Genomic DNA, 26,063 nt, shown 5'->3' on the forward strand with positions numbered 1-26,063 from the left:
TCACTCCCGATGGGTTCAAGCGGCCACCGTATCTTGCCGGGCCGCATGGGCCAGCGCCGAGCTTCGCACCGCATGCGCGCGCTGGATGCGTGGCATGGCGCCCACGTCGACGATGAAGGCCACGCTGCCGTCGCCCAGGATGGTGGCGGCCGAGATGCCCGGCACCTTGCGGTAGTTGGTCTCGAGGTTCTTGACCACCACCTGGTGCTGGCCCAGCAGCTCGTCCACCAGCAGCGCGAAGCGCGACTCGTCGGCCTGCACGATCACCAGGATGCCGGCGGTCGGGTCGGTCTGCGCGCCGGACACGTCGAACACGCGGTGCAGCTCGATCAGCGGCAGGTATTCGCCGCGCACCTTGATCACGTGGCCGTCGCTGGTGATCGAATGCAGGTGCTCGGCGAGCGGCTGCAGCGACTCGATCACGTAGCTCAGCGGCAGGATGTAGGCCTCGCTGCCGACCTTGACCGACATGCCGTTGAGGATGGCTAGCGTCAGCGGCAGCACGATGCGGGTGGTGGTGCCCCAGCCCTCGCGCGAGCTGATCTCGACGTGGCCGCCCATCTCCTGGATGTTGCGCTTGACCACGTCCATGCCCACGCCGCGGCCCGAGATGTCGGTGACCTGCTCGGCCGTGGAGAAGCCCGGCGCGAAGATCAGCTGCCACACCTCGTCGTCGGGCATGGTCTCGGTCACGGGGAGCCCCTGCTGCATGGCCTTGGCGAGAATCTTCCCGCGGTTCAGGCCGGCGCCGTCGTCGCTCACCTCGATCACGATGTTGCCGCCATGGTGCTGCGCCGACAGCAGCAGCTGCCCTTCAGCCTCCTTGCCCTTGGCAAGGCGCTGGTCCGGCGTCTCGATGCCGTGGTCGAGGCTGTTGCGCACCAGGTGCGTGAGCGGATCGATGATGCGCTCGATGAGGCCCTTGTCGAGTTCGGTTTCCTTGCCGAAGGTGTCGAGGCGAACCTGCTTGCCGAGCTTGGCGCTCACGTCGCGGATCACGCGCGGGAAGCGGCTGAACACGTAGTCCATCGGCATCATGCGGATCGACATCACCGATTCCTGCAGGTCGCGCGCGTTGCGCTCCAGGTGGCCCAGGCCGTTGAGGAAGCGCTCGCATTCCACCGGGTCGAGCATGGTGGCCGCCTGCGTCAGCATCGACTGCGTGATCACCAGTTCGCCCACGAGGTTGATGAGCTGGTCGACCTTCTCCACGTCGACGCGGATCGAACCCGAATCCTTGGCGGCGGCCGCTGCCGGCGCGCCGGCGGCCGGCGTGGCCCGAGGCGACGCAGGCGCGGGCGACGCTGCGGCCGGTGCGGCTTCTGGTGCGACCGCGGCGGGCGCATCGGCAGCCACGGCGGCTTCGCGCGTGATCTCGATCTGCGACTCGTCGATCACGAAGCAGCACACCGCAGTGATGTCGTCGGGCGCGCAGCTGGTCTCGAGCACCACGGTCATCTGCTCGGCGCTGCGCGTGCGCGACAGCAGCTTGCCGAGGTTCGCAAGCTCTTCGGCGAGCAGCTCGCATTCGCTGTCGGACAGGCCCGAGAAACGGATGCGCAGCGCGCCCTGCCCCGCGCCCGCGAGCACCGCAGCGGGTGCAACAGCAGCAACGGCGGCCACCACGGGCGCTGGCGCCGGTGCCGGTGCTGCAGCACGGCCGCCTTCGGTTTCGAGCGCGAGTTGGCGCAGCACCTCGCAGATGTGGGCCACCCGCTCGGGGTCGGGTTCGGTCTCGGCCTGGTAGGCGGTCAGTTGGTCTTGCAAGGCGTCCTTCGTTTCCAGGAATGAATCGATCATCGAGCGGCTCAGGTTCAGCTGGCCGTGGCGCGCACGGTCGAGCAGGGTCTCCAGCAGGTGCGTCGTGTCGGTCAGCGCCACGAAGCCGAAAGTGGCCGCGCCGCCCTTGATCGAATGCGCGGCACGGAAGATGGCGTTGAGCTGCTCGCTGTCGGGCGCCTCGGCGTCGAGCTCGAGCAGCAATTGCTCCATCTGCGCCAGAAGCTCGACGGCTTCGACGAAAAAGGCCTGGGTAAATTGACTGAGATCCATCGTTGCTCCGGACCGGCTGCTGCGTGCGCCGGCATCGTTTCTAGGGGTGCTTGGGCGCCGCCGACTCTTGCGAAGTCAGCTTGACGTTGTCGGTGGGCGAGAGCGGCGGCGAAGACGGCGAAGACGGCGCCCGCGGGGCCGCCGGCAGCGCCGCGGCAACGCTGGCGCCGCCACCACCGTTCTCGTGCTCGATCTGCTGCTGCGTGCGGCGGTTCAGCAAGATGATGCTGATGCGCCTGTTGATCGGGTTGCGCGGATTCGCGCGGTCGATGTGCATGCTGTCGGCCAGGCCCACCACGCGCAGCACCTTGCCTTCTTCCATGCCGCCGATGACCAGTTCGCGCCGCGACGCGTTCGCGCGGTCGGCCGACAGCTCCCAGTTGCCGTACGAGCGGTCGCCGTTGCTGTAGACGATGGCATCGGTGTGGCCCGACAGCGTGATGCGGTTCGGCAGTTCGTGGAGCGCGGGCGCGAGCTCGCGCAGGATCGCGCGCATGTGCGGCACCAGCCGCGCACTCGCCAGGTCGAACATCGGGCGGTTCTCGCTGTCCACGATCTGCAGCCGCAGCCCTTCGGTCGTGATGTCGATCAGGATCTGCGAACGGAACTGCTTGAATATCGGGCTCGACTCGATGAGCTTGTCGAGCCGTTCCTTCATGCTCGCGAGACGGTCCGCGTCGGCTTCTTCCTCGGCATCGGCCTGGCGCACCTCGCCCGCGGCGCGCGTGCTCGGGTCCATGCCGCCGCCAGGGATCACGCTCACGCTGGTGCTGCTTTTCTCGCCACCGCTCAAGGCCACCATCAGCGGCATCCGGAAATGCTCGGCAATGCCCTCGCGCTGTTTCGGCGAGGAACTGGAGAGCAGCCACATCACGAGAAAGAACGCCATCATGGCGGTCATGAAGTCGGCATAGGCGATCTTCCATCCGCCCCCGTGGTGGCCGCCGCCGTGACCGGCCACCCGCCGAACGACGATCCTGTGCTTTTCCGCGCTCATGACTTTGTGTGCTCCGCCCGTGTCAGCGCGCCTTGACTTCGCGCACGTGGCTGTCCAGCTCGGTGAAGCTGGGCCGCTCGGTCGAGAACAGCACTTTGCGGCCGAACTCCACCGCGAGCTGCGGTGCATAGCCGTTGAGGCTCGCAAGCAGCGTCACCTTGGCGCACTGGTACATCTTCATGCCCTCGGCCACCTTCTGCTCGATGAGCGACGCGAGCGGCGCGACGAAGCCGTAGGCCAGCAGCACGCCCAGGAAGGTGCCGACCATCGCGTGGGCGATCAGCGCGCCCATTTCCGAGGGCGGCAGGTCGGCCGAGGCCAGCGCGTGCACCACGCCCATCACGGCGGCCACGATGCCGAGCGCGGGCAGCGCGTCGCTCACGCGCGCCAGGCTGTGCATCGGGATCTCGGCCTCGTGCTTGATGGTCTCGATCTCGTGGTCCATCAGCGCCTCGATCTCGAATGCATCGGTATTGCCGCTGATGACGAGGCGCAGGTAATCGCAAAGGAATTCCATCACGCCGGCATCGGCGAGGATCTTGGGATAGCGGCTGAAGATCTCGCTTTGCGACGGGTCTTCCACGTCGGTCTCGAGCTTCATCATCCCTTCCTTGCGCGCCTTGGCGAGCAGCTCGTAGAGCAGAGCGAGCAGGTCGAGGTAGAGCTGGCGGTTGTGCTTGGACGAGCGCAGCAGCAGCGGCAGTTCCTTCAGCGTGGCCTTGATCGTCTTGCCGTTGTTGCCGGCAATGAAGGCGCCCAGCGCGGCGCCGCCGATCATCAGCAGCTCCACGGGCTGGAACAGCACGCCAAAGTGCCCACCCATCAGTGCATAGCCGCCGAACACGGCGCCGATCACCACCAGATAACCAACCAAAAGGAGCACACGCTTCCCCTACTGCCCTTGAGGCGTCGATTCAAAAAGCCCCGCCCACCCGGGCAGGGTCCATGTCAGTGGAGCGCGCCCGCCTCGAGCGCCTGCGCCACACCAAAACCATTGCCTTCTCCGCCCTGCGCCGGGACCACCCCTGCCGCGTCGCCGCTGCGCTTTGCGCCGCGCGCCTTGCCTGCGCGCGAGGGCGGGCGGCACAGCACGCACACGTACCCGTTCTTGTGGTCGTGCGCATGCGCGACGAACTGTCCCGCGCACCGGCTGCAGGTGCTCAGCTGCAGCATGTCGCTGTCGAAAAAACGCACCATCGTGTAGGCGCGCGTGAAATCCAGAATTGGCTCGCTGTCCTGTGCGGCAATTTGCTGCAAATACAATTTATAGCTTTTAATTAAAATCCAGACCTTTCCTTCATCGGAATGGATTTTCATGAATTGGTAAATGTTATAGAACATCGACGAATGGATATTCGCCAGCCACGTCATATACCAATCGGTCGAAAAAGGCAGCAATCCCTTGGGCGGTGAAACGCCCTTTATTTCCTTGTAGAGCCGAATCAGCCGTTCGCGGCTCAGCCCGACCTCGGCCTCGAGGAACTGCAGCCGGGCACCGAGCCCGATCAGTTCGATGGCGAGCTGGACTTCCCGCACTTCGCCAAGGACGGTCTTGCGTGTCATGCCGCCACCGCAGCCTTCTGCATCTGCAGCGTGCGCGCCGACATCAGGATCGACATGTGTGCCTGCTGCAGGCTGCTGTCCTTGCCCTCGCCCACCACCGCCGACATCGAGGCGTGCTCGTTCAGGCGGAAGCTGCAGAGCAGGAAGTTCGACGCCGCGAGCTTCAGGATCTGGGTCAGCGACATGCCCGCGAGCATGTCCGCGAGTTCACTGCTGATGCCGAGGCGGAACATCGCCGCCACGCGGTCCTGCTTGACGAGCTTCTGGGCCAGCAGCATGTAGGCGAGGTTGACGTCACCGATCTCGCGCGAAATCTCGCCGTTCGCCGCATTCATTACGTTATCCGTTTGCAAGATGCACTCCGTTGTTCATGTCCTGGTGTGAATTATTCCCACCTAGTTAAACTTTGTAACTTCCCGAGCCAGGCAAACTGTAAACGGGGCTACAACTGGCTGTAATCTTTTGTTGCAAACGCACGACGCCCCTTCGGAGCAATGCGACTGGTTCTCAGTAACAGAAGGTTTCAATGAAAATACATTGATCATCGGGGCACCTTTGCAGACTGCTCGATGCCATGGATCCAGGCCAGGACCTCGGCCACCGCGAGGTAGAGCTGCGGCGGGATCTGGCGGTCGAGGTCGACCTGCATCAGCAGCCGGATCAGGTCGGGCGAGGCGTGCACGTACACGCCGTTCTCGCGCGCCTGCCGCAGGATCGATTCGGCGGTGAGGCCGTAGCCCTTGGCCACGACCACGGGCGCCTTTGCAGGGTCGGCATAGGACAGCGCAACCGCGGTCTGGCGCGGGCTTTCGGGGCCTGCGGTGGTCATTGATGCAGCTCCCCGACGGCAGGCGCCGCATCCCGGGCCTGCATGGCCGTGATCTGCAGATCCTGCAGGCGCAGGCCCGCGGCCTCGAGGCGGGGGCCGAGTTCGCCGCCGCCGCCCAGCAGCCGCGCGAGCGTGCCGGCCTCGCTGGCCGCGAGCTGCGCCTGCACCTGTTCGCCCAGGAGGCTCAGCCGAAGATCGACCGCGCCGAGCCTCGGCAGCGCCAGCGACACCGTGGTGACCCAGCGCCGCGTCGCCTGCGCTTCGTTCGCGCCGCGCGCCTCCGCTTCATCGGCGGGCGGCTCGTCTTCGGGCTCGACCGACCAGGTCATCGGCACGTCGGGCCAGGCCTGGCCGGTCCAGCGGAACACCGTCGTGGCGAGCAGGTCGAGCTGCTGGTGCACGAGCGCGGTGGTTTGCGGATGGATCACCTCGAGCGCCGGTGCTGCAGCCGCTGCGGCCGCGCGCGCGGCCGAGGCACTGCCGTCGGCCGCGGTGCGCTCGCCGGCTAACCCGGCCGCATCGCCGGCCGGCAGCGCCGCATGGTGCGTGGGCGTGCCGGGCGCCTGATTCGGGACGGCCACGACCGGGGTCGGTGCCTGCGCAAGATCGCCGCGCGGCGCATCGCCTGATGGCGCGGCCGACGCGGTAGCGCCCGGCAGCGCCTGCGCAACCGCCGCAGCGGGCTGTGCCTGTGCCGCCTGCTGCGCTTGAGGCTGCGGTTTCGCACCGGCGCTTTCCGGCTGCTGCTGTTGATGCTGCCGCGTCAGGTGCATCTGCGGCTCGTCGGCGAGTTGCGCCAGGCTGCGCAGGCCCATCGCGAACTCGAGCAGGTGCGATTCGTAGAACAAGCCGCTGCCGCTCAGTGCCTTGTCCAGCGCGGCCGCCAGCACGGGGGCGGGCGGAGTCTTCTGCGCCGACGCCCACAGGGGCGCACTGCCCCGCACCGGCTCGGGATCGGCCTGCAAGTCGGCCAGCACCGCGCCGATGGCGCGAGCCGCGACAGACCATTGCGTCTCGATGGAGCGCGGCCCGCCCGCGGGTGGCTGCGCGGGCGCGGGAGGCTGCGCTTCTGCCGCCAGCAGCGCCGCGTGCATGGCCTGGGACGGCAGCCGGACATCGTTCTTGACCTTCTGGATTTCGGCCACCGCACTCGCGGGCACGCTGGTCCCGACCTCGGCCTGCAGCGCAGCGAGGTCCGGCCGCAACGCGGCAAGCTTCGTTGCGTGCGCGGCATCGGGAGTTCCAACTGGCCTGTTCATGGTCGTGGGTGGGGCGTGGCGATCAGTGCGGCAGGCCGTAGGCCTTGTCAAGATCGCTGCGCTTGTGCAGCTGCGCCATCTTGGCCATCAGCATCTCCAGCTGCGGTTTGACAAGGCTGCAAACCTCCGCCTTGTCGGCGTCGATGCGCGCCATCAAAGCGCGCACATGCGCCAGGTCTTCCGCCGCGAGCGGCACTGTACCGACGGCCTTGAGCCGCTCGACCAGCACCGTGGAGCGGGCCTCGAGTTCGGGCAGCCGCGTCCAGTCCTTGGCGCGCGTCAACGCCGCCATGAGCGACATCGTCGAGGCCAGTTCACGGTAGCAGCGGATAAGCTCCTCGCGCGCCGGCACGGCCTGCTGCGCGTGCATCGAATCAGTTGCCGCCATGGCCGCCCCCGATCTCGCGCCAGGCCGAAGCGATGTTGCCGAGCAGCGACTCCGCCTCGCCGAGCGCCTTGGCGTCGTTGTGCAGGTTCGCGTGCAGCAGGCGGCGGATCACGTAGTCGTAGAGCGCCGTCAGGTTGTCCACCAGCTCGGTGCCGGCGGCGCCCGCGGCCCGGGCATCGAGGCCGGCCTTCAGGCCGTTGTCCACGATGTTGATGGCCTTCGAGATCGCCTTGCCCTTGGCAAGCATGTCGCCGGTCGCCATGTGGTGGCGCGCCAGGCCGACGCTCGTGGCCACGCCGTCGAACAGCATCGCGATGAGCTGGTGCGGCGAGGCGCTCATGGCCTGCGTTTCCACGCCGAGGCGTGAGTAGGCACTGGCGCCGGTTCGGAAAGTGTGGGAGGTGTACATCGGCGGCTTTCTGGGCCTACTTGCTGCTGCCGTTCATGGCATCGAACTGCTGCGTGAGGTAGGCCATGGTGTTGTTGAGGCTGTTGACCAGAACGTCGAGTTGCGTGAATTGCGCGCGGTAGCGTTCGACCGTCGACTCGACGCGTGCCTGCACGGCGTTGTACTGGTCGCTGAGGTCTTCGAGCGTGGTGTTGACGCCGTTGGTGGCCGTCGTGAGCGCGCCGCTCGACGACGTGAGCCGGGTCACGAGCGCGCCGATCTGCTTGCCGTACCCGGCGGTGCTGTCGGTCGCGCTGGAGAACAGGTTCGCGACGCCGCCGAGGTTCTTGCTGAGTGCATTGGCGAGCTTGGTCGCGTCGACCGCGAGCGTGCCGTCCTTCTGGAACCCCACGCCGATCTCCGTCAGCACCTTGATGTCGTTCGGCCCGCCCGCCTGAGCGGCGGTGAGCGTCTGCCGGACCTCGGTCATCAGGTTGCGCAGCGTCTGGTCGCCCATCAGCGCGGCCCCGGTCTTGCTGTCGGCGTCGTAGGCCGTGAGCTTGGTCGCAGTGCTCTGCAGCGTGTTGAAGGCCGTGACGAAGGCGGTGATGGCCGCCGACACCGCCGAGGTGTCGCTCGTCATCTTCAGATTGGTGGTACCGGTCTTCGCGAGCGTCAGCGTCGTGCCCTGAATGCCCTCGGAGACGGTGTTCGACGCGCTCACGATGTCGATGCCGTTGATCTTGAGCTTGGCGTCCTGACCGACCGTGGTCTGCTTCATGGTCTGCGTACCGGCCGGGTCGAAGGCCAGCAGGTTCTGCAGCGCGGCATCCCCGGTCACCGAGATCTGCATGGTCGAGGTCTCGCCCGACTCGCTAGACACCAGCACCAGGCGGTTGGGCGTGCCGCTGCCGTCGTTGATGATGCTCGCGGTGACGCCGGCATTGGCCTTGTTGATCGCGTCGCGGATGCCCTCCAGCGAGTTGGTGCTTTCGCCGATGGTGATCTGCGCCGGATTTCGCTCGGCATCGGCCGCGAAGGTCGCGCCCGTGTACTGGCCAGTGCCGGCATCGAGCGTGCCGCCCGTGATGGCGCCGAAATTGATCGTGATCGTGCCGGTGCCGATCTTGGCCTTGGCGTCGGCCTGGCCGGCCGACACCAGCGACTGCGACTGCGCGAGCTGGGACACGTCGATGGCATAGCTGCCCGCAACCGAGGTCTCGCTGGTGGCGGCGCTCAGCACGGTGGTCTCGCTGACCGAGGCTTTCACCGTCTTGAAGAAGGCCGGGTCGGCGAGCTTGTCGCCGGCAGTCTTGAGCGTGTTGAGCGCGCTCTGGATCTGCGAGTAGGCCGAGAGCTTCGTGGTGTAGCTGGTCGCGCGCTGCTGGATCGCCACGAGCGGCTGGCTCTCGGCTTTCTCGAGCTGCGCGAGCAAGGTGGACAGTTCAAGGCCGGAGCCGACGCCGATGCTGCTGACTGGCATTTTTTCTTTCTCTCGGTGTTTCGCTTTTCTCTGCGGCCTCCAGCGGAAGCCGCAGAGAAAAGCGCAGACGCAAGGGCCGGGGCCCTGCGTCTGCGCCGCGCACCTGCCTTGCGGCAGGCACGCGAAGCGCGTGGGTTGCTAGGAGACGATCAACGCAGGAGCGAGAGGACGCCTTGCGTGGTCTGGTTGGCCTGCGCCAGGACGGAGGTACCGGCCTGCTGCAGGATCTGGGCGCGCGTCATGTTCGACACTTCCACTGCGTAGTCGGCGTCTTCGATACGCGAACGTGCGGCCGACAGGTTGTTGGTCGTGTTGTTCAGGTTCGTGATGGTCGACTCGAAACGGTTCTGCACCGCACCGAGCTGGCTGCGCAGTTCGTCGACGCCGGCAAGGGCTTCGTCGATGGCGGCCAGCGGGTCGGCGTTGTACTGTTCGCCCAGCGTCACGGTGCCGTCGTCGGCCACGTTGGCCTTGTAGTACACCTCGGCGCCATTGGCCTCGCCCTTCACCACGTAGCCGCCGGCGCTGCCGTCGGCATTGGTGACGGCATGCAGCGTGGGCGACGAACCGACCGAAGCGGACGGCAGGCCCGACAGGTTGGCCGTGACGGCGGGCACCGCGACCGGCGGCACTTCGTAGCTGTCGATCGCATCGGAAATGCCGGTGGTCGGTGCCGCGGCAGTGGCGAAGTCGCCGCTGTCGTAGCTCACCTGGCCGGTGGCAGCGTCGAAGTCGGCGCTGATGACCGTGGCGCCCGAATCCTTCGACACGAACCAGTCGCCGTTCTGGTCGACGTACATCTCGATCGCGGCAGCCGCGTCGGAGTTCACGGCCGTCACGTTGTCGACATTCACCGTTGCGCCGTTGCCGGCCGAGATTTCCTGGCCGGCGGCAGCCAGCGTGGCGGTCGGTGCGGCGCCCAGCGGGGTCGAGCCGTCGAATGCCAGCGTGCCCGAAGCGCTGTCGTAGGTGGCGGCGTAGAAGGTCGTACCGGCGTCGTCCGACACATACAGCGTGTCGGCGTCGCCGTCGTCCACGTACACGGTGTACGAGCTGGCGGCAGCGCTGTCGACGGCCGTGAGGTTCACCGAGGTGGTCGCGCCGGTCGAGCCCGGCTTCACCGTGGTCGTTGCCGAAGCGGAAACCGTCGACAGGTCGAGCGACTTCTTGGAAATGTCCATGTTGCCCAGGCCGAGCGTCTTGGAGGTGACTTCCTTGAGGTTGATGTCGATCGTTTCGCCGTCGTGGGCGCCGACCTGGATCGTCAGCTTGCTGTCCTTGGCGAGCACATTCACGCCGTTGAACTGCGTCTGGGCCGACACGCGGTCGATTTCGTCGAGGCGCTGCTTGATTTCAGCCTGGATCGACGAGAGGTCGCTGCCCGAGTTCGTGCCGTTGGCGGCCTGAACCGACAGTTCGCGAACGCGCTGCAGGTTGTTGTTGATTTCGTTCAGCGCGCCTTCGGTGGTCTGAGCGAGCGAGATGCCGTCGTTGGCGTTGCGGGCTGCCTGGGTCAGGCCCTTGACGTTCGCGGTGAAGCGGTTGGCAATGGCCTGGCCCGCTGCGTCGTCCTTGGCGCTGTTGATGCGCATGCCGGACGACAGGCGCTCGATCGCGGTGTTGAGCGAGCTTTGCGACTTGTTGAGGTTGTTTTGAGCAACCAGCGAGAGGCTGTTGGTGTTGATGACTTGCGCCATGTTCGACTCCTGATAAACAAAAGGTTGTGGACTCCGGCCATCGGCCGTAACGCTGGACCCGCTTCCACTGTGAGACTCAAGCCATCGTTGGGTTAGTTATCGGCAGGGTCTGCCGAACATTTAGGGCGGGCCCGAAAAAAGATCCACAACACACTTTCATTCCAAGATCCCCGCCGACCGAGGGCACCCGCGGAACGGGCTTCGCCCGGCCGCTGGGTGCGCCCCCCAGTGGGGGGAGGCGCCGAAGGCGCTTCGGGGGGCGTTCAATTTCAGGCCGGGAGGCTCATGATTTCCTGGTATGCCGCGACCAGGCGGTTGCGCACCTGCAGGCCGGTCTGGAACGCCACATTGGCTTTCTGCAGGTCGACCATGACGTCGTTGAGCGCGACGCCGGGCTTGCCCATTTCGAAGTCCTCGGCCTGGCCGTAAGCGCGGGTCTGCGCGGTGCTGATGTTCTCGAGCGAGCGGCGCAGCTCGGCGGCAAAGCCGCCGGACTCGGCAGGCTCGGCCTTGATGGGTTGCGCGATGCCGGACTGGAGCGCGGTGACGCGCATCTGCTGCAGCACCGATTCGATGGCGGAAATCGACATGGGACTCTCTTTCTCTGGGAGTGGAACTGGGGTGGACAGAGGAAGCGCCGAAGCGCCTCCGCGTGTTTTCAGCGTATCAGGGGACGCCCTCGACACATGCCCCCAACTGACGGCGAAAACCCCGGTTGTTCGGCCAATCGAATATGGCGCGCCTGCTGAGAATCAACGCCGTACCCCAAGCCCGCCCGACCACACACGGCCCCTCGGCATGACTCCAGAACATCCAAGCTTCCCGTCCCCCTCCAAGACCCAGCTGCGCCGGCCGGAGGTCGCCCGATGAATCCGGCGGCGCCCGCGGGCGCCGGCATGGCGCCCTCCTCCGCCTCGGCGTTCACCGAGCGCCTGCGCGCCCAGCCGAAGCTGCCGCTGATCGTCGGCGCCGCCGCGATCGTGGCCGCCGCGGCGGCGTTCATGCTCTGGAGCCGCGCGCCGGACTACGGCGTGCTCTATACCAACGTGTCGGACCGCGACGGCGGTGCGATCATCGCGTCGCTGCAGCAGATGAACGTGCCCTACAAGTTCACCGCCGGTGGCAGCGCGATCCTGGTCGCGAGCGACAAGGTGCCCGAACTGCGGCTCAAGCTCGCGGCCGAGGGGCTGCCCAAGGGCGGCGGGGTGGGCTTCGAACTGCTCGACAACCAGAAGTTCGGCACCAGCCATTTCGCCGAACAGGTCAACTACCAGCGCGGCCTCGAGGGCGAGCTCGCGCGCTCCATCGAATCGATCGGCTCGGTCGAGGCGGCGCGCGTGCACCTGGCGCTGCCCAAGGCGTCGCTCTTCGTGCGCGACCAGAAGAAGCCGTCGGCCTCGGTGGTGCTCACGCTGCACCGCGGCCGCGGCATCGACGAAGGCCAGGTCAGCGCCATCGTGCACATGGTGTCCAGCAGCGTGCCCGAACTCAATGCCAAGAGCGTGACCGTGGTCGACCAGCACGGCAACCTGCTGTCGGCCGCCAATGCGGGCGCGCGCGGGCTCGACGTGAGCCAGCTCAAGTATGCGCAGGAGATCGAGCAGGGCTACATCCGCCGCATCGAGGCGATCCTGCAGCCGATCCTCGGCGCGAGCAACGTGCGTGCGCAGGTCGCGGCCGAGATCGACTTCTCGGTGGTCGAACGCACCGAGGAAAGCTACAGCCCCAACCAGGCGCCGCGCGCGCCGGCGATCCGCAGCCAGACCTCGAGCGAGTCGCTGCAGCAGGGCATGACGCCGCCGGGCGGCGTGCCCGGTGCGCTGTCGAACCAGCCGCCGCAGACGCCGACCGCCCCCATCACCGCACCCGGCACCACGCCGCCGAACGCGCCCGCCAATCCACAGGCCGCCGCGCCGGGCGCCGCCGCGGCCACCACCGCGGCTTCGGCCCTGTCGGGCCCGGGCAGCTCGCGCAAGGACGTGACGACCAACTACGAACTCGACCGCTCGATCCGCCACGTGCAGCAGGCGGCAGGCGGCGTCAAGCGGCTGTCGGTGGCCGTGGTGGTGAACCACCGCGACGCACCCGACGCCGACGGCAAGCGGGTGCAGCGCGCGCTCGCGCCGGCCGAGGTCGAGCAGATCCGCAACCTCGTGAAGGAAGCCATGGGCTTCAGCCAGGAGCGTGGCGACTCGCTCAACGTGGTCAACAGCGCCTTCGCGCGCGAGCACGACGAACAGGCCGGCCCCGAGCTGCCGTTCTGGCGCGACCCCGCCAACCTCGGGCTCGCGATGACGGCGACCCAGTACCTGCTGTTCGCGGTGCTCGCGCTCTTTGCCTGGTTCGCCGTAGCGCGTCCGCTGCTGCGCAAGCATCTCGGCCCGCCAGTGGTCGCCGCGCCCGTCGTACCCGGCCCGATCCCGACCGGCGACCCGGCTGAAGACGAGGCCCAGGCCGCGCAGCACAACGCGCGGCTGCGCGAAGCCGAGCGTCAGAAGGCCGACCTCGACTATGCGCACCAGACCGCCGACCAGGACCCGCGCCTGGTGGCCACCTTGATCAAGCACTGGATGAACTCATGAGCGATGCAGGCACCCGAAAGGCCGCGATTCTGCTGATGTCCATCGGCGAGGACCGCGCGGCGGCCACGCTGCACCACCTGCCCGCCACCGAGGTGCAGGCGCTGGGCGTCGCGATGGCCAAGCTGAGCCAGGTCTCGAAGGACGAACTGGCGGCCGTGCTGGCCGAGTTCCGGCTCGAGACCGAGCAGCTCTCCGCGCTGCACCTGGGCTCGGGCAGCTACATCCGCGCCGTGCTGCGCAAGGCGCTCGGCGACGACCGGGCGAGCAACCTGCTCGAAGACATCCTGCAGCCCGACGAGCCGCATGGCGGCATCGAGCGGCTCAACGACCTCGAAGCCAGCGAAGTGGTCGAGCTGGTGCGCGATGAGCATCCGCAGATCCTCGCCACGCTGCTGGTCCACCTCGAGCGCAAGAAGGCCTCGGAAGTGCTCGAGAAATTGCCCGAGCGCCTGCGCCACGACGTGATCCTGCGCGTGGCCACCTTCGGCGGCGTGCAGCCCGCGGCGCTGGCCGAACTGACCGACGTGCTGACCGAAATGCTCTCGGGCGAAGGCCTGAAGCGCAGCCGCCTGGGCGGCGCACGCACCGCGGCCGAGATCGTCAACCTGATGAACAGCGCGCAGGAAGAAGAAGCCATCGCCCACGTGCGCGCCCACGACGAAGCGCTGGCGCAGCGCATCGTCGAGGAGATGTTCGTGTTCGAGAACCTGCTCGACCTCGAGGATCGCTACATCCAGCGCCTGCTCAAGGACATCGAGTCCGACTCGCTCATCGTCGCGCTCAAGGGCTCGGCGCCCGAGCTGCGCGAGAAGTTCCTCAAGAACATGTCGCAGCGTGCGGCCGAAACGCTGCGCGAGGACATCGAACTGCGCGGCCCGGTGCGCGTCTCGCAGGTCGAGACCGAGCAGAAGGCCATCCTGCAGGTGGTGCGCCGCCTGGCCGACGCGGGCGACATCGTCGTTTCCACCCCGGGCACCGATGAATTCGTCTGACACCTCCTCCTCCGCGTTCGCTTCCACGCGCCCGCGCCTGTCGGCCTGGCAGCGCTGGGAGATGGGCTCGCTCGAGACCGATGTGCGCACGGCGCAGACGCCGGCGCCGAAGCCGGCGGCACCGCGCCGCGACCCGGCGGCGCTGGCACGCGAAGCCGAGCTCCAGCGCCTGCGGCAAGAAGCGCGCGCCACCGGCGAAGCCGAGGGCCGCCGCGAGGGCTGGGCCAAGGGCCATGCCGAAGGCCACGCCGAAGGGCTGGCCGCCGGGCTCGCGGGCGCGAGCGCCCATGCCGAGCAGTTGCGCGCACTGGCCGCCTCGCTGCCCGCGGCGCTGCGCAGTGCAGAGAGCGAACTCTCCGAAGCGATCCTCGCGCTCGCGCTCGACGTGGCGCGGCAGGTGGTCCACCGCACGCTGCGCACCGAGCCCGAATGGGTGCTCGCGCTGGTGCAGGACCTGCTGCATGCCGAACCCGCGCTGCAGGGCGAGCCGCGCCTGCTGCTGCATCCCGACGACGTGGCGCTGGTGAAGAACAGCCTCGGCGGCGAGCTGCAGGCCGCCGGTTGGCAGCTGCGCGCCGACGACACGCTCGCGCGCGGCAGCTGCCGCGTGCGCTCGGCGAGCGGCGAGATGGACGCCACGCTCGAAACCCGCTGGAAGCGCGTTGTGGGCGCCTTCTCGTCGCACGCCGATGCCGAGGGTGCCTGAAGCCATGTCGTCGAACCCGCATCTCCAGTCGTGGCAGGCCACGCTCGCGCAGGCGCGCACCGAGGTCGGCCGCTGCCAGACCATCGCCACCTCGGGGCGGCTGACCCGCGCCGTGGGCCTGGTGCTCGAAGCCGTGGGGCTGCAGTTGCCGGTCGGCAGCGACTGCCTGATCGAACTGCCGCCCGGCCATGCGCAGCGCCATGCCGAGGCCGAAGTGGTCGGCTTCGCGGGCGACCGCCTGTTCCTGATGCCGCAGAGCGAAGTGGCCGGCCTGCTGCCGGGCGCGCGCGTGTTCGCACGCCCCGGTGCGGCATGGCCCGCCGCCGGCGCGGCCCCCGGCGAGGCGCATGCCAAGCGGCTGCCGGTGGGCGAAGGCATGCTCGGCCGCGTGGTCGACGCGGTCGGCCGTCCGCTCGACGGCCTCGGGCCGCTCGACATCAGCCGCAAGGTGCCGCTGTCGTCGCCGCCGATCAACCCGCTGACGCGCGCACCGATCGATTCGGTGCTCGACGTGGGCGTGCGCGCGATCAACGCGATGCTCACCGTCGGCCGCGGCCAGCGCATGGGCCTGTTCGCAGGCTCGGGCGTCGGCAAGAGCGTGCTGCTCGGCATGATGGCGCGCTACACCAGCGCCGAAGTCATCGTGGTCGGGCTGATCGGCGAGCGAGGGCGCGAAGTGAAGGAATTCATCGAGCACACGCTCGGCAAGGAAGGCCTGGCGCGCGCGGTGGTCGTCGCTGCGCCGGCCGACAACTCGCCGCTGCTGCGCCTGCAAGGCGCTGCCTACGCCACCTGCCTGGCCGAGTACTTCCGCGACCAGGGGCGCGACGTGCTGCTGATCATGGATTCGCTCACCCGCTATGCGATGGCGCAGCGCGAGATCGCGCTCGCGGTCGGCGAGCCGCCTGCCACCAAGGGCTACCCGCCTTCGGTGTTCGCCAAGCTGCCGGCGCTCGTGGAGCGTGCGGGCAACGGTGCGCGCGACGCCGAGGGCCGCGGCGGCTCGATCACCGCCTTCTACACCGTGCTGTCCGAAGGCGATGACCAGCAGGACCCGATCGCCGATTCGGCGCGCGCCATCCTCGACGGCCACGTGGTGCTCTCGCGCACGCTGGCCGAGGCCGGCCACTACCCGGCCATCGACATCGAGGCCTCGATCAGCCGCGCGATGACCTCGCTGATCGAGCCGTCGCAGTTCGAGACCGTGCGCCGCTTCAAGCAGGCGCTGTCGCGCTACCAGCGCAACCGCGACCTGATCAGCGTCGGCGCCTACGCGCCCGGCCACGATCCGCAGCTCGACCAGGCGATCGCGCTCTATCCGCGCATCGAGGCCTTCCTGCAGCAGCCGATGCAGGAGCGCTGCGGCTATGCCGAAGCGATCGCACGCATGAGCGACATCTTCCCGGCTGCCTGACCGGGCGGCCACCCCTATCTCCCGGAACCACCATGGCCCACAAACTTCCGCTCGACACGCTCACCGACCTGGCGCGCACCAAGGCCGACGACGCCGCCCGCCAGCTCGGCGTGCTGCAGAACGCGCAAGTCAGCGCGCGCGAGAAGCTCGACCTGCTGCTGCAGTACCGCGAGGACTACAGCCAGCAGCTCGACGTGCTGATGCAGGGCGGCCTGCCGTCCGCGCAGTGGCACAACTACCGCAACTTCCTGGCCACGCTCGACGGCGCGATCCAGCAGCAGCGCGCCATCGTGGCGCAGGCCGCGAGCCGGCTCGACCTGGGGCGCAACGAATGGCAGCACCACAAGCGGCGCCTCAACTCCTTCGATGCGCTGGCCGAGCGGCTGCGCCGGCAGGAGCTGGTGGCCGGCGCGCGGCGCGAGCAGCGCGACAGCGACGAGCGCGCGGCGCGCCAATTCTTCGACCGAGCGATCCAACCGACATCCTGATTCCTTTCGCCATGTCCACTTCCATCGCCCCTTCCTTCGGCCCCGGCACGGCGGCCTCGCCCGTTTCTTCCTCCAGTGCCTCCGGTGCGCGCGGCCGCAGCGCCGACGAGCCCGATGGCCGCAATTTCCATGCGGTGCTGGAGCGCTCGCGCGGCGGCAACGCGCAGCCCGCCGAAGACGGGTCTGCGCTGGAAGGCGCGGCCCGGCGCAAGCCCGGGCGCGGTGCCGACCGCAGGGAAGAACTTGCGGCCGAACCGCTGCCACTGGCCTTCTTCGCCCCGATGCCCGGAAGCTTGCCGGCTGCGGGGCTGCCGGCCGGTGCACCGGTTGCCGCCGGCGGCGCGCAGGCCGGCACACCGGGGCTGGTGACCGATACCGCAACCGGAGATGTACCGGCAGCCGATGCCGGCACTGCCGTCGCGGCCGCCGACGAGGCAGCGGGCAGCACGCAGCCGCAGCCTGCCGACGCGCTCGCCCAGACCGCACCGCAGGCGAACGGCAGCGCCGCGAAGCCCGATGCCCAGGCTCCTGCCACCATGCCGGCGGACGCCATTGCCCAGCCGACCGGCGAGGCCGACGCCGACGCAGTCGACGCCACAGCCGTGCCGATCCCTGTCGCCAACCCCGCGCGTCCGGCAGCGCCGAATGCAGCGGTGTCCGACCTGCCGATCCCGGCGCAGGACGATGCCGCGGCCACGTCGATCCCCACCGATGTGGTGGCGCGCGCGGCCGAGCTGCCGGCGCAGGGGCCGGCGACGCCCGCCGCCTCCATCGTGCTCGGCTCGCCGCCTTCCATGGCGGTCGACAGTGCGCGCACGAGCGTGCCGCCGGCCTCGGTCCACACGCCGACCCTCACGGTCGAGCCGTCGGTCGGCAGCGAGGCATGGGGCCGCGCCATCGGCCAGCAGATGCTGCGCATGAGCGCCGCGGGCTACCAGGTGGCCGAACTGAACCTCAACCCGGCCGGCCTCGGCCCGCTCAAGGTGACGCTGTCGATGGCCGACAACCAGGCCCAGGCGATGTTCTTCTCGGCCCACGAGAGCGTGCGCCGCGCGGTGGAAGCGGCGCTGCCGCAGTTGCGCGCGAGCATGGCCGACAGCGGCATCAGCCTCGGCCAAGCTTCGGTCGGCGCCGAGGCGCACCACTCGCCGGGACAGGGCGGCACCCTCGGCCAGGATGCGCAGCAGCAGCAGCAACAGCAGCAGGCGTCCGCGCGCCGCGCGGACCGCCCGGCCTTCGGCTCGGAGGCGGCCGCTGCCGCCGCACAGGCCGCGCCCCTTGGGACCGCTGCCGCGCAGCGCAGGTCCAACGCCGCCGTCGACACCTTCGTCTGAACACCTTCGCCTGAGGCGAACGCGGGATCTGAGGCCTTTTTCCGCGCTTGATCAGCCCTTCGTTTGCCGCTCACCTGGCAAAAAATAGTCCGAACCCGATTCGTTTCGCAGCTTCCAACATGGCCACCAGTCCTACCGCCGCAATTCCAACCGTTCCCCCCGCCACCGGCCGTTCATCGAAGCTGGTGATCGTGCTCCTGAGCGTGGCGCTGGCCGCCGTGCTGACCGGCGGCGGCGTGTACTACCTGATGAGCCCGCGCGAAGGCGCCGCGCCGGCCCCGGCCGCCGCTGCGGCCGTTGCCGTGCCCGAGAAGCCGATCTTCGTGACGCTCGAGCCGGTGACGGTGAACGTGCGCTCCGACGGCCGGCCGCGCTTCCTGCACGTGGGCATGGCGCTCAAGGTGCGCGACGAACAGACCAAGACACGCATCGTCGAGTTCATGCCCGAAGTGCGCAGCCGCCTGCTGCTGCTGCTGTCGAATCGCCCGCCCGAGTCGCTGGTCACCACCGAGGACAAGGCCCGGCTCGCCGAGGAGATCCGCTTCGACCTGAGCCGCCCGCTCGGCGCCGGCAGCCCGCCGCAGGAGATCGCAGGCGTTTCCTTCAGCACCTTCATGGTGCAGTAACCCATTTCACGAACCGGCGATCCATGGCCTATGAACAAGTGCTCTCCCAGGACGAGGTCGACGCGCTATTGCAGGGCGTCACCGGCGGCGGGAGCGAGCAGAACGACGGCGCGGCGAGCAGCGCGGACGGCCTGCCCGTCTACAACCTCGGTGCGCCAGACCGCGTGGTGCGCGGGCGCATGCACACGCTCGAAGTCATCAACGAGCGTTTCGCGCGCCACCTGCGCAGCTCGCTGCTGAACTTCATGCGCCGCAGCCCCGACATTTCGGTCGGACCGATCCACATCCAGCAGTACGGCGAGTTCGTGCGGCACCTGCCGGTGCCCGCCAACATCAACATGCTGCACCTGAAGCCGCTACGCGGCACCGCGCTCTTCGTGTTCGACCCGAAGCTGGTGTTCCTGGTGGTCGACAACCTGTTCGGCAGCGACGGCCGCTACCACGTGCGCGTGGAAGGCCGCGACTTCACGCGCACCGAACAGCGCATCATCAAGCGCCTTCTGAACCTCACGCTACAGTGCTACGGCGACGCCTGGCAGCCGGTGTTCCCGCTCGCCTTCGACTACGTGCGCGCCGAGATGCACGGCAAGCTGGCCAACATCGTCGCGCCGAACGAGGTGGTGATCACCACCACGCTGCAGATCGAGTTCGGCCCTGTGGGCGGCTTCCTGCACGTGTGCATTCCCTATTCGATGATCGAGCCGATCCGCGACCTGCTTTCCAATCCGGTGCAGGACGAGATCGAGATCGACAAGCGCTGGGTGCGCCAGATGTCGCAGCAGATGCAGAGCGCCGACGTCGAGCTCTCCGCCGAATTCATCACCATGCCCTCGACCATCGGCGAGGTGCTCAAGCTCCAGGCCGGCGACGTGCTGCCCATCGAGTTGCCCTCGTCGATCACCGCGCGCGTCGACGGCATTCCGGTCATGGAATGCGGCTACGGCGTGTCGAACGAACGCTATGCGCTGCGCGTGCTGCAGATGATCTCCCACCAAGACAGCGATCCGAAGAACGACCATGACTGACAACACTTCATCCTCCAGCGATGCGGACGATTGGGCCAGCGCGCTGGCCGAGCAGACCGCCGCTTCCGCACCGGCGCCTGCACCCGCTCCCGCTCCTGCCCCCGCAGCGGCGCCGGCCCGTGCGCCCGTCCCAGTGGCCGCACCGGCTGGCACCCGCGTCTTCCAGCCGCTGCATGCCACGCCGCCCGGCGCGGGCAATCCGGTGGACGTCGAGCGCATCCTCGACGTCCCGGTGCAGCTCACGGCCGAGCTCGGCCGCACGCGCATCACCATCAAGAGCCTGCTGCAGCTGTCGCAGGGTTCGGTGGTCGAGCTCGACGGCCTCGCCGGCCAGCCGCTCGACGTGCTGATCAACGGCTACCTGATCGCGCAGGGCGAGGTGGTGGTGGTGAACGAGAAGTACGGCATCCGGCTGACCGACATCGTCACCCCGTCCGAGCGGATGCAGAAGCTCGGCCGCTCATGATGCCTTTCGCCAGATGGTGCCGGACTGCGGCCGCGGTGACCGCCGCCGCATGGGGCCTGGCCGCGCATGCCGCGCTGCCCACCGTGCCCACGCCGGTGGAAAGCGCCGCGGCGCCCGCGGTCGGCGCCTCGAGCCTGCTGCAGGCCGGCTTCGGCATGTTCGTGGTGCTGGGCCTGATCTTCCTGTGCGCCTGGGCGGCACGCCGCTTCGGCCTGCAGCGCCTCGGCAGCGGCCACCTCGTGAAGGTGGTCGGCAGCACCATGGTCGGCCAGCGCGAGCGCGTGGTGGTCGTCGAAGTCGGCAGCACCTGGCTGGTGCTCGGCGTCACGGCGAGCCAGGTCAACACGCTGCATTCGTTGCCCGCGCAGGCAGGCGGCACCGCCTTGCCGGCCTCGGCAGACACGCGCGACCTGCGCATCGCGGGCGCGGCCAACCTGTTCGCGCAGAAGCTGCGCGAATCGCTCGGCCTCAAGCCGCAACCGGGCCGATGATGCGAACCCCCATTGTTCGGCGGTGCCTCGGCGGCGCCGCGCTGATGCTGCTCGCGCTGGCGCTGCCCGCCGCGGCCATCGCCCAGGGCCTGCCCGGCGTCACCAGCACGCCCGGCCCGGGCGGCAGCCAGACCTGGTCGCTCAGCGTGCAGACGCTGGTGATGCTGACCTCGCTGTCGTTCCTGCCGGCGCTGCTCTTGAGCATGACCAGCTTCACGCGCATCCTCATCGTGATGGGATTGCTGCGCACCGCCATCGGCACGCAGTCGTCGCCGCCGAACCAGGTGCTGGTCGGGCTGTCGCTCTTTTTGACCTTCTTCGTCATGTCGCCGGTGTTCGACAAGGCCTACGACGAGGCCTATGTGCCGTTCTCGCAGAACAAGCTCAGCGCCGAGCAAGCGCTCGAGAAAGGCATCGCGCCCTTCAAGTCGTTCATGCTCAAGCAGACGCGCGAGAACGACCTGGCGCTGTTCGCCCGGCTCGCCAAGACGCCCGAGATGCAGGGCCCCGAGGACGTGCCGCTGCGCATTTTGCTGCCCTCGTTCGTGATCAGTGAACTGAAGACCGCGTTCCAGATCGGCTTCACGATCTTCATCCCGTTCCTGATCATCGACCTCGTGGTGGCCAGCGTGCTGATGTCGATGGGCATGATGATGGTGCCGCCCGCCTCGATCGCGCTGCCGTTCAAGCTGATGCTGTTCGTGATGGCCGATGGCTGGCAGTTGCTGATCGGCGCGCTGGCCCAGAGCTTCTACATCTAGAGAGAGATTTTTCGAATGACGCCCGAATCCGTCATGACCCTGGGCAGCCAGGCGATCCACGTCTCGCTGCTGCTCGGCGCGCCGCTCTTGATCGTCGCGCTCGTGGTGGGCCTGGTGATCAGCATCTTCCAGGCCGCCACGCAGATCAACGAAGCCACGCTGTCCTTCATTCCCAAGCTGCTCGCGGTGTTCGCTGTGCTGGTGATCGCCGGGCCCTGGATGCTGGGGCAGATGCTCGACTACATGCGCGTGCTCTTTTCCAGCATTCCGCAACTGGTCGCCTAGATGCCCGCGATCTTCTCCGTCACTTCGGCGGAGCTGGCCGCCTGGCTGACCGCTTTTCTCTGGCCCTTCATCCGCATGCTGGCGCTCGTGAGCACCGCACCGGTGTTCGGGGAGCCGGGTGTCTCACGCAACCTCAAAGTGGCGATCTCGGTGTTGCTCGCGGTGGCGATCGCGCCCACACTCGCGCCGATGCCGCAGGTGCCGATCGTGTCGGCCGGTGGCGTGTGGATCGTCATCCAGCAGGTGCTGATCGGCGCGGCCATCGGCTTCACCATGCGCATGGTGTTCGCCGCCGTGCTCGCCGCGGGCGAATACATCGGCCTGCAGATGGGCCTGTCGTTTGCCTCCTTCTTCGACCCCATGGCCGGCGGCGCCACGATGGTGATCGCGCGCTTCATGCACATGCTGGCGATCCTGATCTTCCTGGCGCTCGACGGCCACCTGCTCATGGTCGCCGCGCTGGCCGAGAGCTTCCACACGCTGCCGATCGCCGATGCGCCGCTGGCGGCGCGGGGCTGGTTCTTCCTGGTGTCGGCCGGCGCGCAGATCTTCTCCAACGGGCTGATGCTGGCGCTGCCGCTCGTGACCGCGCTGCTCACGCTGAACCTCGCGATGGGCATCCTGAACCGCGCCTCGCCGCAGTTCAGCATCTTCGCGGTCGGCTTTCCGCTCACGCTGCTCGCGGGCATCGGGATGATGCAGCTGCTGATCCCGCAGCTCGGCGCGTTCCTGGAGCCGCGCTTTGCCGAAGCGCTGGACAACGTGCTGCGGCTCACGCAGGCGCTGCGGCCCTGAAGGCCACGCCTTCCGTCACAGGTAGTTGAACAGCGCAATGCTGTGCAGCCGCGCGAAGGTCTGCTGCGTGGCCTTCAGCGAGGTCTCGCGCTGCAGGTACTCGGAGATTGCGGCGGCCGGCTCCAGGTCTTCGATCTCGGAGAGGTAGGCCTTGTCGACCAAAGCCCGCGCGGCAGCGCCGTTGGCGAGCGCATCGAGTTCGTTCATGCGCGAACCCACCGACGAGATCACCGTCAGCACGTTGTCGTGCGCATTGGTGACCTTGACGTTGAAGGTGCTCAACGCATTGAGCAGCTGTGCCTGGGCCGCGTCGCCGCCACCGGCGAGTGGCTGCTTGAGCGCGGTGATCATGTCGCCAATGGCGGCAAAGATGTCGGTGCCGGCATTGCGGGCGGTGGCGACCTGGAAGGTGTCGCCGTCGGCGGGCGTGCCGCTCATCTTGATCTGCATGCCGCCGAACGAGATCGGGGCGTCGGCCACATAGGGGCCGCTGGCAGCGACCACGGGGGGCGTGTCGGTGGTCGAGACGGTGTAGTTGCCGCCGGTGAAGCTGATCGTGAAGTCCTTGCCGTAGTGCGCGGCGGAGGCATCGGTCAGGCCGACCGAACCGAACACGCCCGAACCGGTGTTGCCGGCCGCGGCCGAGGTCACGTAGCCCGCGCCGCCCTGCACCGACTGAAACACGCTGCGGCCGTCGTCGGTGGCGGCCATCTGGCGCGACACGTCGATCTGCATCAGCCGCTGGCCCTGGTCGCCCATGTAGCGGATGCCGCTCGCGTCGTTCACGAATGGCGGGCTCGCGCTCTTGAAGCCCGCGAACAGGAACTGGCCGTTGCCGTCGTCGGCGTTGGCCACGTTCACGAGCTGGTCGAGGTTGCCCTGCAGCGTGGTCGCGAGCGTTGCGCGGTCGACGTCGGAGAGCGTGCCGTTGCCCGCCTGCACCGCGAGCGTCTTCATGCTCTGCATGATCGAGGTGGCCGACTTCAGCGCCGTCTCTTCCTGCGAGAGCGAGAGCATTGCGCGGCTGCGGCTCGACGTGAGCTGCGCCGATTCGGCCATCGACTGGCTGACGCCGAGCGCGCGCGCAGCGGCCACCGGATCGTCGGCCGGCGTGAGGAACTTGGTGCCCGCGGCGAGCTGCTGCTGGATTCGGAACAGCTTCTGTTGCTGGGTTCCCATCGCGCTCTGGCTCTGGGCATAGAAAGATTGGGTGCTGATGCGCATCGCGGCTCCTGGGTGTGTGTGGCTAGCCGCGGATGCCGAGGATCGCGTCGAACATGCTCGATGCGGTCTGGATCACCTTGGCATTGGCTTGGTACATCTGCTGGTACATCAGCAGGTTGGCGGTTTCCTCGTCCTGGTTCACGCCCGAGATCGCATCGCGGCTGGCGCGGATCTGGCCCGTCACGCTCGCTTGCGTCTGCTCGGCCACGCGGACTTCCATGGCGCGGTTGCCGACCTCGCTCACGAGCTTGGTGTAGCCGGCGTTGAAGGTCGAAGTGCCGCCGTCCATCGCGTTCTTTCGCTGCAGCGCGCCGAGGCGCAGCGCGTTGCTGCCGTCGGAGACGCCGCCCGTGTTCTTGCCGATGGTGAAGGTGTCACCATGGGCGGGCGCGCCGCCGAGCTTCACCTCGACGCCGTCGAAGCGGATCGTGGCGCCCGCGGTGTAGGGCACGGCGGTGCCGGCCGCGTAGGTGCTGGCGCTGCCGTCGGCCAGCGTCACCGTGACCGCGGAACCGGCGGGAAAGCCCGAGAGCGTGCTGGCCGTGGCGTCGTAGGCCAGCGTGACGCCCGCGGCCAGCGGCGTGGCGAGGTAGGCGGCGTCGACCACGGCCGGGCCCAGCGCGCCGGTGCCCTTGTTGCCGACCGTGTTGCCGGTGACCAGCGGCGAGCCGGCGGCGATCTTGGCGGTTTCGTGCACCAGCACGTCCATGTCGCGCGCACCGTTGCGCGTGGGCTGCACCAGGAACGAATCGCCCGCCTGCGCGGCGCCGCTCGCGATCGACAGGCTCACGCCGTCGAAGCTGACCGGCAACGCGGTGTAGTCGCCGAGAACCTGCTTGTCCGACAGGCGGGTGACGGTGTAGGTCAGCGTGCCGGCCACGTCCTTGACCTGCACCGCGTAGTCGCTGGTGGTGAGCTGGGAGGTGTCGCTCACGGTGGCGCCGAGCACCATGTTGCCGCCATTGCGCGCGTTCGAGAACACGCCCGTCTCGGCCATCGAGAAGAAGTCGCCGCCGAGCGCGCCGTTGAGGTCGACGCCAAGCTGGTGCTGCTTGTTGAACTCGGCACCCAGGGCCATGGCCAGGCGGCCGATGGCGTTCTGCGAGGTCGTGAGCGTCTCGGCGCGGAACGCCATGAGGCCGCCGAGGGAACCGCCCGTGAACACGTTGTCGTTGAGCTCGGAGACGGTGCCCGTGAGCCCGACCAGCGCCATCGACATGCGCGTGGGATCTGCCGCCGAGGGCACTGCCTGCATCTTGGCGGCCCGGTCGCCGAGCACCAGCGACTGGCCGTTGCCGATGAAGACGTTGTACTGGCCGCTGTGCTGCTCGAGCACCTTGACGTCGACGATCTTGCCGAGGTCGGCCACCAGCTGGTCGCGTTGATCCATCAGGTCGTTCGGCGGCTGGCCGCCGGCCATGGCGCTGAGCTGGCTGATCTGCTGGTTGAGGCTGGCGATCTGCGTGGCGTAGGTGTTGATCTGGCCGGCGCTGCCCTTGATCTGTTCGTTGACCGAGCTGTTCAGGTCGGTGAGGTACTGGTCGGTGGCGCGGAACTTGTTGGCCAGGGTCTGCGCGGCGCTGATGAGCTGCTGGCGCGCTGCCGGGTCGGCCGGGGTGTTGGCCACGTCCTGCACGCTCGCGAAGAACTTCTGCATCAGCGGCGTGAGGCCGGCCGTCTTATCGGCCAGCAGCGAGTCGATGCGGTTGATCTGCGAGCCATAGCTCGCGAGCGCGGCGCTGCGCGACTCGGCGCCGTTGAGCTGTGCCGTGAGGTACTGGTCATAGCTGCGCTGCACCGTGGTGACGCGCGCGCCGCCGCCGATGAAGCCGGCGCCGCTCGCGGTGCCGCCGTTGGAGGACACGATCGCCGTCTGCCGGTTGTAGCCGACGGTGTAGACATTGGCCGTGTTGTGCGCGGTGGTCACGAGCGCGGCACGCGCAACGCCGAGGCCGGACAGGCCCGTTTGGAACATCGACATGGGTGTTACCTGTAGAACGTTTCTTGTTGGGGGCGAGGGCAGCGTTTGGGATGCCCTTGTGCTTTGTTTATCGGCAGGCCGCGCGGAAGTTGAAGGCTGCCTTTCGCGGCTTGCGTTCAGGCGGCGCGGCGAAAGACGCTGACCGACGCGACCAGGCTCTCGGCCTGCTCCTGCATCGACTGCGCGGCGGCCGCGGCCTCTTCGACCAGCGCCGCGTTCTGCTGCGTCACCTGGTCC

The 26,063-nt window shown here is 68.2% G+C and carries 27 protein-coding genes; 13 read left to right on the plus strand and 14 right to left on the minus strand.

What is annotated here, in order from left to right; genetic code table 11:
- Positions 1–15: 15 nt before the first annotated feature.
- The 12 genes from cheA to fliE form a co-directional block, all read right to left on the minus strand.
- Positions 16–2,052 (minus strand): chemotaxis protein CheA, encoded by a 2,037-nt coding sequence (gene cheA, locus AC3A6R_RS20950; RefSeq protein WP_487865449.1) that lies wholly within the window; start codon positions 2,050–2,052, stop codon positions 16–18.
- 40 nt (positions 2,053–2,092) lie between these two features.
- The gene (gene motB, locus AC3A6R_RS20955; RefSeq protein ID WP_487858586.1) at positions 2,093–3,049 is read right to left on the minus strand and encodes a flagellar motor protein MotB; all 957 of its coding nucleotides are present in this window, start codon (positions 3,047–3,049) and stop codon (positions 2,093–2,095) included.
- Between the two features lie 22 nt (positions 3,050–3,071).
- Entirely contained in the window at positions 3,072–3,932 is an 861-nt protein-coding gene (gene motA / locus AC3A6R_RS20960) for a flagellar motor stator protein MotA (RefSeq protein WP_487865450.1), read from the minus strand.
- A 65-nt stretch (positions 3,933–3,997) separates the two neighbouring features.
- Positions 3,998–4,612 (minus strand): flagellar transcriptional regulator FlhC, encoded by a 615-nt coding sequence (gene flhC / locus AC3A6R_RS20965; RefSeq protein WP_487865451.1) that lies wholly within the window; start codon positions 4,610–4,612, stop codon positions 3,998–4,000.
- On the minus strand, positions 4,609–4,947 hold the full coding sequence (gene flhD, locus AC3A6R_RS20970) for a flagellar transcriptional regulator FlhD (RefSeq protein WP_487865452.1): 339 nt from the start codon (positions 4,945–4,947) through the stop codon (positions 4,609–4,611). The genes flhC and flhD overlap by 4 nt, the downstream gene beginning before the upstream one ends.
- 206 nt (positions 4,948–5,153) lie before the next feature.
- Positions 5,154–5,441 carry an EscU/YscU/HrcU family type III secretion system export apparatus switch protein gene (locus AC3A6R_RS20975; RefSeq protein ID WP_487858590.1) on the minus strand — a complete coding sequence of 96 codons (288 nt, stop codon included), beginning with the start codon at positions 5,439–5,441 and terminating at the stop codon, positions 5,154–5,156.
- Positions 5,438–6,700: a flagellar hook-length control protein FliK gene (locus AC3A6R_RS20980; RefSeq protein WP_487865453.1), complete on the minus strand. Its 1,263-nt coding sequence runs from the start codon at positions 6,698–6,700 to the stop codon at positions 5,438–5,440. Before AC3A6R_RS20980 ends, AC3A6R_RS20975 begins: the two co-directional genes overlap by 4 nt.
- A gap of 22 nt (positions 6,701–6,722) precedes the next feature.
- On the minus strand, positions 6,723–7,088 hold the full coding sequence (locus AC3A6R_RS20985) for a flagellar protein FliT (RefSeq protein WP_487858592.1): 366 nt from the start codon (positions 7,086–7,088) through the stop codon (positions 6,723–6,725).
- Positions 7,075–7,497 carry a flagellar export chaperone FliS gene (fliS, locus tag AC3A6R_RS20990; protein ID WP_487865454.1) on the minus strand — a complete coding sequence of 141 codons (423 nt, stop codon included), beginning with the start codon at positions 7,495–7,497 and terminating at the stop codon, positions 7,075–7,077. The genes AC3A6R_RS20985 and fliS overlap by 14 nt, the downstream gene beginning before the upstream one ends.
- 16 nt (positions 7,498–7,513) lie before the next feature.
- Complete coding sequence (gene fliD, locus AC3A6R_RS20995) at positions 7,514–8,959, minus strand: flagellar filament capping protein FliD (protein WP_487858594.1); 1,446 nt, start codon at positions 8,957–8,959, stop codon at positions 7,514–7,516.
- A 149-nt stretch (positions 8,960–9,108) separates the two neighbouring features.
- Complete coding sequence (locus AC3A6R_RS21000) at positions 9,109–10,656, minus strand: flagellin N-terminal helical domain-containing protein (protein ID WP_487858595.1); 1,548 nt, start codon at positions 10,654–10,656, stop codon at positions 9,109–9,111.
- 269 nt (positions 10,657–10,925) lie between these two features.
- Positions 10,926–11,246, minus strand: a complete 321-nt coding sequence (fliE, locus tag AC3A6R_RS21005) for a flagellar hook-basal body complex protein FliE (protein ID WP_487865455.1) — start codon at positions 11,244–11,246, stop codon at positions 10,926–10,928.
- Positions 11,247–11,522: 276 nt separating this feature from the next.
- On the opposite strand from fliE, the gene fliF reads away from it, so the two are divergent.
- The 13 genes from fliF to fliR all read left to right on the plus strand — a co-directional run bounded on the left by fliF (position 11,523) and on the right by fliR (position 22,621).
- Positions 11,523–13,238 (plus strand): flagellar basal-body MS-ring/collar protein FliF, encoded by a 1,716-nt coding sequence (gene fliF, locus AC3A6R_RS21010; protein ID WP_487865456.1) that lies wholly within the window; start codon positions 11,523–11,525, stop codon positions 13,236–13,238.
- Entirely contained in the window at positions 13,235–14,230 is a 996-nt protein-coding gene (gene fliG / locus AC3A6R_RS21015) for a flagellar motor switch protein FliG (RefSeq protein ID WP_487858598.1), read from the plus strand. The genes fliF and fliG overlap by 4 nt, the downstream gene beginning before the upstream one ends.
- Complete coding sequence (fliH, locus tag AC3A6R_RS21020) at positions 14,217–14,936, plus strand: flagellar assembly protein FliH (protein ID WP_487865457.1); 720 nt, start codon at positions 14,217–14,219, stop codon at positions 14,934–14,936. The genes fliG and fliH overlap by 14 nt, the downstream gene beginning before the upstream one ends.
- Positions 14,920–16,350: a flagellar protein export ATPase FliI gene (fliI, locus tag AC3A6R_RS21025; RefSeq protein WP_487858600.1), complete on the plus strand. Its 1,431-nt coding sequence runs from the start codon at positions 14,920–14,922 to the stop codon at positions 16,348–16,350. Before fliH ends, fliI begins: the two co-directional genes overlap by 17 nt.
- Before the next feature lie 32 nt (positions 16,351–16,382).
- Positions 16,383–16,838 (plus strand): flagellar export protein FliJ, encoded by a 456-nt coding sequence (gene fliJ, locus AC3A6R_RS21030; protein ID WP_487858601.1) that lies wholly within the window; start codon positions 16,383–16,385, stop codon positions 16,836–16,838.
- Positions 16,839–16,849: 11 nt separating this feature from the next.
- Complete coding sequence (locus AC3A6R_RS21035) at positions 16,850–18,172, plus strand: flagellar hook-length control protein FliK (RefSeq protein WP_487865458.1); 1,323 nt, start codon at positions 16,850–16,852, stop codon at positions 18,170–18,172.
- A 119-nt stretch (positions 18,173–18,291) separates the two neighbouring features.
- Positions 18,292–18,798: a flagellar basal body-associated protein FliL gene (gene fliL / locus AC3A6R_RS21040; RefSeq protein ID WP_487858603.1), complete on the plus strand. Its 507-nt coding sequence runs from the start codon at positions 18,292–18,294 to the stop codon at positions 18,796–18,798.
- 23 nt (positions 18,799–18,821) lie between these two features.
- Positions 18,822–19,823, plus strand: coding sequence for a flagellar motor switch protein FliM (fliM, locus tag AC3A6R_RS21045; RefSeq protein WP_487858604.1), 1,002 nt, complete (start codon positions 18,822–18,824; stop codon positions 19,821–19,823).
- Positions 19,816–20,289: a flagellar motor switch protein FliN gene (gene fliN / locus AC3A6R_RS21050; protein WP_487858605.1), complete on the plus strand. Its 474-nt coding sequence runs from the start codon at positions 19,816–19,818 to the stop codon at positions 20,287–20,289. Before fliM ends, fliN begins: the two co-directional genes overlap by 8 nt.
- The gene (fliO, locus tag AC3A6R_RS21055) at positions 20,286–20,780 is read left to right on the plus strand and encodes a flagellar biosynthetic protein FliO (protein WP_487858606.1); all 495 of its coding nucleotides are present in this window, start codon (positions 20,286–20,288) and stop codon (positions 20,778–20,780) included. The genes fliN and fliO overlap by 4 nt, the downstream gene beginning before the upstream one ends.
- A complete protein-coding gene (fliP, locus tag AC3A6R_RS21060; protein ID WP_487858607.1) occupies positions 20,780–21,541 on the plus strand; it encodes a flagellar type III secretion system pore protein FliP in 762 nt (253 codons plus the stop codon). The genes fliO and fliP overlap by 1 nt, the downstream gene beginning before the upstream one ends.
- A gap of 15 nt (positions 21,542–21,556) precedes the next feature.
- Positions 21,557–21,826, plus strand: a complete 270-nt coding sequence (fliQ, locus tag AC3A6R_RS21065) for a flagellar biosynthesis protein FliQ (protein ID WP_487858608.1) — start codon at positions 21,557–21,559, stop codon at positions 21,824–21,826.
- Complete coding sequence (gene fliR, locus AC3A6R_RS21070) at positions 21,827–22,621, plus strand: flagellar biosynthetic protein FliR (protein WP_487858609.1); 795 nt, start codon at positions 21,827–21,829, stop codon at positions 22,619–22,621.
- 15 nt (positions 22,622–22,636) lie between these two features.
- Here the strand turns inward: fliR and flgL are convergent, their stop codons facing one another.
- Together flgL and flgK are read right to left on the minus strand one after the other, a co-directional pair.
- Complete coding sequence (gene flgL / locus AC3A6R_RS21075; protein WP_487865459.1) at positions 22,637–23,845, minus strand: flagellar hook-associated protein FlgL; 1,209 nt, start codon at positions 23,843–23,845, stop codon at positions 22,637–22,639.
- A gap of 22 nt (positions 23,846–23,867) precedes the next feature.
- The gene (flgK, locus tag AC3A6R_RS21080) at positions 23,868–25,826 is read right to left on the minus strand and encodes a flagellar hook-associated protein FlgK (protein ID WP_487865460.1); all 1,959 of its coding nucleotides are present in this window, start codon (positions 25,824–25,826) and stop codon (positions 23,868–23,870) included.
- Positions 25,827–26,063 lie beyond the last annotated feature (237 nt).

This window comes from Variovorax sp. Soil_C_19 (assembly GCF_057657255.1).